Origin of the sequence: Paraclostridium benzoelyticum (genome assembly GCF_001006285.1) — a bacterium.
Classification (GTDB): domain Bacteria; phylum Bacillota; class Clostridia; order Peptostreptococcales; family Peptostreptococcaceae; genus Paraclostridium; species Paraclostridium benzoelyticum.
This window is the reverse complement of record NZ_LBBT01000359.1, coordinates 1-7,309: the sequence shown is the minus strand read 5'-3', so window position 1 is coordinate 7,309 and position 7,309 is coordinate 1. Positions and strand designations below refer to the sequence as shown.

The 7,309-nt window shown below is 31.4% G+C and carries 6 protein-coding genes; 1 reads left to right on the top strand and 5 read right to left on the bottom strand.

Going from position 1 to position 7,309, the window contains the following annotated elements; genetic code table 11:
- Window positions 1-80: 80 nt before the first annotated feature.
- Window positions 81-557 carry a hypothetical protein gene (locus tag VN21_RS17250; RefSeq protein WP_046824355.1) on the top strand — a complete coding sequence of 159 codons (477 nt, stop codon included), beginning with the start codon at window positions 81-83 and terminating at the stop codon, window positions 555-557.
- 41 nt (window positions 558-598) lie between these two features.
- Here VN21_RS17250 and VN21_RS17245 read toward each other — a convergent pair whose 3' ends face one another.
- The 5 genes from VN21_RS17245 to hutH all read right to left on the bottom strand — a co-directional run bounded on the left by VN21_RS17245 (window position 599) and on the right by hutH (window position 7,210).
- Window positions 599-1,252 carry a cyclodeaminase/cyclohydrolase family protein gene (locus VN21_RS17245; protein WP_046824354.1) on the bottom strand — a complete coding sequence of 218 codons (654 nt, stop codon included), beginning with the start codon at window positions 1,250-1,252 and terminating at the stop codon, window positions 599-601.
- A gap of 34 nt (window positions 1,253-1,286) precedes the next feature.
- Complete coding sequence (gene hutI / locus VN21_RS17240) at window positions 1,287-2,573, bottom strand: imidazolonepropionase (RefSeq protein WP_046824353.1); 1,287 nt, start codon at window positions 2,571-2,573, stop codon at window positions 1,287-1,289.
- A gap of 5 nt (window positions 2,574-2,578) precedes the next feature.
- On the bottom strand, window positions 2,579-3,472 hold the full coding sequence (gene ftcD / locus VN21_RS17235; protein WP_046824352.1) for a glutamate formimidoyltransferase: 894 nt from the start codon (window positions 3,470-3,472) through the stop codon (window positions 2,579-2,581).
- 103 nt (window positions 3,473-3,575) lie between these two features.
- Window positions 3,576-5,621, bottom strand: coding sequence for a urocanate hydratase (locus VN21_RS17230; RefSeq protein WP_226896732.1), 2,046 nt, complete (start codon window positions 5,619-5,621; stop codon window positions 3,576-3,578).
- Window positions 5,622-5,644: 23 nt separating this feature from the next.
- Entirely contained in the window at window positions 5,645-7,210 is a 1,566-nt protein-coding gene (gene hutH / locus VN21_RS17225; protein WP_046824351.1) for a histidine ammonia-lyase, read from the bottom strand.
- Window positions 7,211-7,309: the final 99 nt, after the last annotated feature.

Genomic DNA, 7,309 nt, shown 5'->3' with positions numbered 1-7,309 from the left:
TTAATCATAATTTATTAGATACTTCTATATATAAATAATATGAACATAATCAAATATATATTATTGAAAGAGGTGCTTTTATGAAAAAAATAGATAAAGAAGCTATGGAAAAATTCGCAAAGGAAAAAAATATTGATAAAGGCAAAATCGAAGAAATAGCAGATGGATATAAAGATAAATCAGAAGATGAACTTATGGATGAACTTATTAAAATAGGCAAAACTCTTCAAGGAAAAGAAGAGGTTGTTGAAAAGTTTAAAACTTTTTTAGATGATAATCAAAGAAAAAAAATAGATAGCATAATGACTAAAATTTCTGCTGCTGAAGCTCAAGATAAGATAAATAGTAAAAAATTGAAAAAATCTAAGTCTTCAGACCAACCAAGTAAAGATTCTAAAAACTCTAAGAATTCTAAGAATTCTAATTCAAACAAATCTGATAGCAAGAAAAAATCTAAATCTGGTAAGTCTGGTAAATCTGAAAAAACAACTGAAGAAAGCTCTCCAAGTAAAAAAGTTAAAAAAATTGTAAAAAAAGTAAAAAAACAAGACGAATAAATATATAAGTAAAAAATGTAACCTATATTAGGTTACATTTTTTACGCTTTAATTGGATTTAGATCATTATGTATATTTCCAAGTATCTCATCTTTAATCTCACAAGCTTTATTTAATATACTATTACAATTTTTAGTATACTCACTTATCATAGACTCATCATCTAATCCAAGTAGATTCACTTTAACATTAAGTATAGCACCTTCTATACCTGTGTATATAAGAAGCGTTCCTACTCCTATATCTGTAATTGCATTTTGATTTCCATACTTAGCCATAAAACTTAACAGTTCTAGAGATTCTAAAGATATCGATGCCGTTTTAAAAGGTACCTCTATAGAAAATTCAGTTGCACGTTTTATAGATTCTTTTCTAACCATTTTTTCTTCGTCTGTTTCTTTAGGCATTTTTAATGCTTTCATATATGCATCAAATGATTCAGTATCTTTGTCTACTAACATTAATAATTCTTCTCTTATATCTCCTAGCTTATTAAATCTTTCTGTAAATTCTTTTCTTATCTCTTCATCCAAACTCTCATATTTTTTCTTTCCAAAACTTAAGTTTGCCATCATCCTAGCTAAACTTACACCTATATTTGATGCTAGTGCTGAAACTGAACCTCCACCTGGCGCAGGAGAGTTTGAATCTACTTCTTTTGAAAAATCTTCTACCGTCATTTCAACTAATTTCATATTAAAATCCTCCCTTAAAGATTTTTACTAATAACTAACTTAAAATGCTCTCAGTTTCTTTATTTAGTATTTGTTTATTATTCACAACAAGCTCTCCATTTTTATATACACAATGTGTATGGTTTATACCAAAATGATACATTAAGTACTCTATATTTGGAGCGTCAAATATTACTAAATCAGCTTTTTTTCCTATTTCAATTGATCCAATTTCACTTTGTCTATCTATTGCACATGCAGCATTTATTGTAACACCACTTAAAACCTCATTAGGAGTCATTTTAAGCCCTAGACAACCTAACTGCATTACAAACTGAAGATTTTCACTAGGACAACTTCCTGGATTATAATCGCTAGATAAAGACACTGCAACTCCAGAGTTTATCATTTTTCTAGCATCAGCATAATTTTTGTTTAGGTTAAAAGATGTACCTGGAAGGATATTGGCAATAACACCTTTATCAGCCATTAACATTATCCCATTATCACTAGCTGCCATTAAGTGATCAGCCGATATACATCCCATTTCAGCTGAAAGTTCAGCTCCACCTAAAGAAACTATTTCATCCGCGTGTATTTTTAACTTGTACCCTAGTTCGTTTGCTCTTTTAAATATTTTTCTAGTCTGTTTTATATCAAATACTTCATCCTCGCAAAATACATCGCAAAATTCAGCCAAATCTAGCTCCTTAACTTTTGGCATCATTTCATTTATCAAAATATCCACAAATTCATCTGGATTTTTTTTATATTCAACAGGAATCGCGTGAGCACCCAAAAACGTACTAACTAAATCTATAGGATGTTTTTCGCCTAAAGCTTTAGCTACCTCTAATTGTTTTATTTCTGTACCTATTTCTAACCCATATCCACTTTTTGCTTCTACCGTAGTTACCCCAAACTCTAACATTCTATCTAAGCTTTTATATGCTTTTTCATATAGTTCTTTAAATGTAGAACTTTTAGTGCTTTTTACTGTACTTAATATTCCTCCTCCACTTTTTAATATTTCTAAATAAGGCACTCCTGCAAGTTTTTTTGCAAATTCATTCTCTCTACTTCCTCCATGAACTAGATGTGTGTGTGCATCTATAAGCCCTGGAGTTACTAGTTTTCCTTCTGCATCTTTAATTTCTGTATTTTGATTTATTAGATGTTTATAACCATCATCTATTCCTATATCACAAAATCTACCATCTTTTATCGCAACATATGCATTTTCTATTATTTCTATATCATTCATCGCTTTTCCTATAAAAGGCTCATTACCTTTCATAGTAGCTAGTTTTCCTATATTTTTAATAATTATATCCGCAACCATATATTCTACTCCATTAAACTAGTCTCTAGAACTTTATCTAAAGAGAAATTTTCAAGTCCTAAATAATAAGAAGCACAGTCAACTAAAGCTTCCATAGGACAAAGCCCTACTATTTCACTTCCCATTACATTAACCCCATATCTTTTCGCTTCCATTTTTACAGCTTCAAAAGCTCTATACATAGCAGTTTTAGAATAATCAGTTAAATTCATAGTAACCTGAGTTATTCCTCTTTCTGGTATCTCTACAGGACCAGCTTTTATAAATCTATATCCTCCACTTGAGTGTCTTATAGTTTTTGCTATGCTTGATGCTATATCTATATTTGGAGTATCTAAGTTTATATTATAAGCTATTAAAGGTTTTCTAGCTCCTATAGCTATAGCACCTGCATTGGGATGCTTTTTAGCTTGTCCAAAATCAGGTGCCCAATTAGAATCTTCAAACTTAGCATCTAATCCTTCATACTCTCCTTTTCTTACCTTAGCTAGATTTTCCCTTTCAGGTTTTGAAGCTGCACATTCATACAAAAATACTGGTATATCATATAATCTTGCAACATCTTCACCTAACTCTTTCGCAAGCTCTACAGCTTCATCCATTGTCATACCTTTTATAGGTATAAATGGGCAAACATCTGTAGCTCCAAATCTAGAATGTTGTCCTTTATGAGTATTCATATCTATTACATCTTTAGCTACTCCTATAGACTCTAACACTGCATTTTTAACTGCCTTAGGCTCACCTATAACAGTAACTACTACTCTATTGTAATCCTTGTCTGCTTCATAGTTTAAAAGCTTAACGCCCTCTTTTCCTCTAAGTGGTGATACTATCTTTTCAATTTTTTCTAAATCCCTACCTTCACTAAAATTAGGTACACATTGCACTATAGCCATATTAATTCTCCCCCTATATTCTAATTTTAATAGTTATGTTATATATAAATTTTAAGTTACTACGCTAGCGCAATAAGCGCAGTAACTTAAAATTTTAACCTTATTATTTACTTGCCTCTATAACCTGATTTATTAAATCTTCATCTACTATATATGGTAGTGTTATATGGTCTTGACCATAACACATTTTGTTGTATTCCATAACTGTTGTTATAGAATTTTCATTTCTAGCCCAAGCACGTCTAGCAACTCCTCCCATAACATCCCAAGGCATAGCTGTTCTTAATATTTCATCTACTCTATGAGATCCATCAAGAACCATTCCAAATCCACCATTTATAGATTTTCCTATTCCTACTCCACCACCATTATGTAGAGCTATTAAACTCATTCCTCTAGCTGCATTACCCGCAAAGCAATGAGTAGCCATATCTGCCATTATATTACTTCCATCTTTTATGTTAGATGTTTCTCTAAATGGAGAATCTGTTCCTGACACATCATGATGGTCTCTACCTAGCATAACAGGTCCTATCTCTCCTTTTCTTACCATTTCATTGAACTTAAGAGCTATATTAGTTCTTCCCATAGCATCTTGATAAAGTATTCTAGCCTGAGATCCTACAACTAAACCATTTTTTTCAGCATCTCTTATCCATATCCAGTTATCTCTATCTTGATATCTCCTGTTCGGGTCTATACAGTCCATAGCCGCCTTATCAGTTTTTATTAAATCTTCTTTTTTACCACTTAAACATACCCATCTAAATGGACCATATCCATAGTCAAAAAGTTGAGGCCCTAATATATCTTCAACATATGATGGGAATATAAATCCATCTTTTTCATCTACTCCATTTTTAGATATCTCTTGGCATCCAGCATCATAAATAGCTTTCATAAAACTATTTCCGTAATCAAAGAAATAACTTCCTTTATTTGTTAATTTTTGAATAACTTTAAAGTGAGCCTTTAGAGTTTCATCTACTAATTGTACAAACTTATCTTTATCATTAGCTAAAAGTTTTGTTCTTTCTTCAAAAGTTATACCTTGAGGACAATAGCCTCCATCATAAACGGCATGACAAGATGTTTGATCTGATAATAAATCTATATGTATATCTTTTTCTACTGCATATTCTAATAAGTCCACTATGTTCCCATTATAAGCTATTGCACAAGCTTCTTTTTTATCTATACATTCTTTAGCTAACATAAATGCCTCTTCACATGTTTTAGCAACTTTACTTACCCATCCTTGAGTGTATCTAGTTTCTATTCTTGAATAATCAACTTCAGCTATTATACCTACTCCTCCAGCGATTTCTACAGCTTTTCCTTGAGCTCCACTCATTCCTCCAAGTCCTGAAGTTACAAATAGTTTTCCAGCTAAATCATCTTTTTCTGGTATTCCAAGTATTAATCTTCCAGCATTTAATAATGTTGAGTAAGTACCATGAACTATACCTTGTGGGCCTATATACATCCATCCTCCAGCTGTCATTTGACCATAATTAGATACACCTATAGCTGCTGCTCTTTTCCATTCCTCTTGATTATCAAACATTCCTATCATTAAACCATTACTTATTATTACTCTAGGTGCATCTGGTTTAGATTTAAATAATCCTACAGGATGCCCTGACTGTATTACTAGTGTTTGATCTTGGTTCATTACTTCTAAATATTTTTTAATCAAATTGTACTGCATCCAGTTTTGGAATACTTGACCTGTTTCACCATAAGTAACTAACTCATATGGATATAACGCTATATCAAAGTCCAAGTTATTGTCTATCATTACTTGGAATGCTCTAGCTTCAGTACATTTTCCTTTATATTCATCTATTGTTTTTGCTTTTATGTTACCTTCTGGTCTAAATCTATATCCATAAATTCTTCCAGTAGTCATTAATTCATTTAAAAATTCTGGAGCTAATTTTTCATGATATTCTTCTGGTATATATCTTAATGCATTGTTTAATGCTAATTTTATATCTGATTGAGATAATTTTGCCTCTCTTTTTGGAGCCCTTCTTATCCCATCTATAAATTGTGGTATTTCACTTGGTATATAATCTAATTTTATAGTCATTGCATCTTTAATTTCTTCATTTGTAACATTCATAACTTTTTCTAAAGTAACCATAACATCTACTCCCTTATACAGTTTTATATTTCACTTAAAGCAACCTCTTCATTTATTAAAAGCTCACTGTTTAAAGCTTTTTCTACAGCTTGTACTACTAAGTTTTCTTTGATAATATCTTCACATTTATTTATTTCTTTATACATAACTAAATCTTCATCTATAAATTTAGTGTGATTTCTTATAACATTATATGCTGCATCTGTCCCAACACCTAATTTCTTTTTACCTCTTAAATCTATAGCCTGAGCTGCTGCTAATAACTCCATAGCTAATACATTTCTTGTATTTTCCATTATTTCTTTTGCTTTTCTCGCTGCTATTGTTCCCATAGAAACATGGTCTTCTTGATTTGCTGATGATGGTATTGAATCTACACTAGCTGGATGTGCTAATACTTTATTTTCTGAAACTAATGATGCTGCACTATATTGCACTATCATAAATCCTGAATTAACTCCACCATTTTTAGTTAAAAATGCTGGTAATCCATTACTTAAAGCTGGGTTTACTAATCTTTCAAGTCTTCGTTCTGATATGTTAGCTATTTCTGATAAAGCTATTCCCAAGAAGTCAAAGCTTAAAGCCATTGGTTGCCCATGGAAGTTTCCACCTGATATTACATCTTCTTGTTCTGGGAATATTATTGGGTTGTCCGTTACTGAATTGATTTCTATATTAATTTTATTTTTTACGTATTCAATTGCATCTTTACTTGCTCCATGGATTTGAGGTGAACATCTAATCGAATATGCATCTTGAACTCTTAAATCACCTTGTTTTGTTGTCATCTCACTTCCATTTAATATTTCTAGTATATTTCTTGCAGTGTTGATTTGCCCTCTATGCGCTCTTACTAAATGTACTCTTTCATCCATAGCACATGTAATTCCATTTAACGATTCCATAGTTAACGATAATGCAACATCCGAAAGCTTTAATAAGTTCATTGCATCATACGTTGTAAGTGCTCCTACCGCAGTCATAACTTGTGTTCCATTTATAAGAGCTAAACCTTCTTTGGATGATAACTCCGGTAAAACATCTACTCCAGCGAGTTTCATAGCTTCTGCTGATGGAATTTTTTGTCCTTCATAAAATGCCTCTCCCTCACCTATCATAGTAAGTACCATATGTGATAAAGGAGCTAAGTCTCCAGATGCTCCTAGTGATCCTTTTTCAGGAATTACTGGACAGACGTTATTATTAAGCATGTTTACTAATGTATTTAAAGTTTCAATCCTTACACCAGAGTATCCTTTTGATAAATTATTTACCCTCAAAAGCATTATAGCTCTTACTATATCTTCTTCAAAAGGTTTTCCTACTCCACAAGCATGACTTATAATTAGATTCCTTTGCAAGTTATGAGTTTCTTCTTTTGATATGGTTACATCTGAAAATTTTCCAAATCCTGTAGTTATTCCATATACAACCTTTTGTTCATCTACAAATTTATCAACTAAAGCTCTTGCTACTTTAACTTTTTTTAACGCTTCTTCCCCTAACTCAACTTTATATCCATTTCGAGATACATTTACTACATCTTCTATAGTAAGGTCTCTACCGTCTATAATTATTTTATTCATACAAAAATCCCCCTATATATATAATAAAATTATGAAATACGGTTTTAGTCTTGTAATTTAATAGCTTCTACATATTTTTCAAAAATCCTTTCATTTAAT

Bases quoted from the DNA above. Each gene is read 5' to 3' on its own strand.
- VN21_RS17250 (WP_046824355.1), top strand. From the start codon at position 81: ATGAAAAAAATAGATAAAGAAGCTATGGAAAAATTCGCAAAGGAAAAA.
- VN21_RS17245 (WP_046824354.1), bottom strand. From the start codon at position 1,252: ATGAAATTAGTTGAAATGACGGTAGAAGATTTTTCAAAAGAAGTAGAT.
- hutI (WP_046824353.1), bottom strand. From the start codon at position 2,573: ATGGTTGCGGATATAATTATTAAAAATATAGGAAAACTAGCTACTATG.
- ftcD (WP_046824352.1), bottom strand. From the start codon at position 3,472: ATGGCTATAGTGCAATGTGTACCTAATTTTAGTGAAGGTAGGGATTTA.
- VN21_RS17230 (WP_226896732.1), bottom strand. From the start codon at position 5,621: ATGGTTACTTTAGAAAAAGTTATGAATGTTACAAATGAAGAAATTAAA.
- hutH (WP_046824351.1), bottom strand. From the start codon at position 7,210: ATGAATAAAATAATTATAGACGGTAGAGACCTTACTATAGAAGATGTA.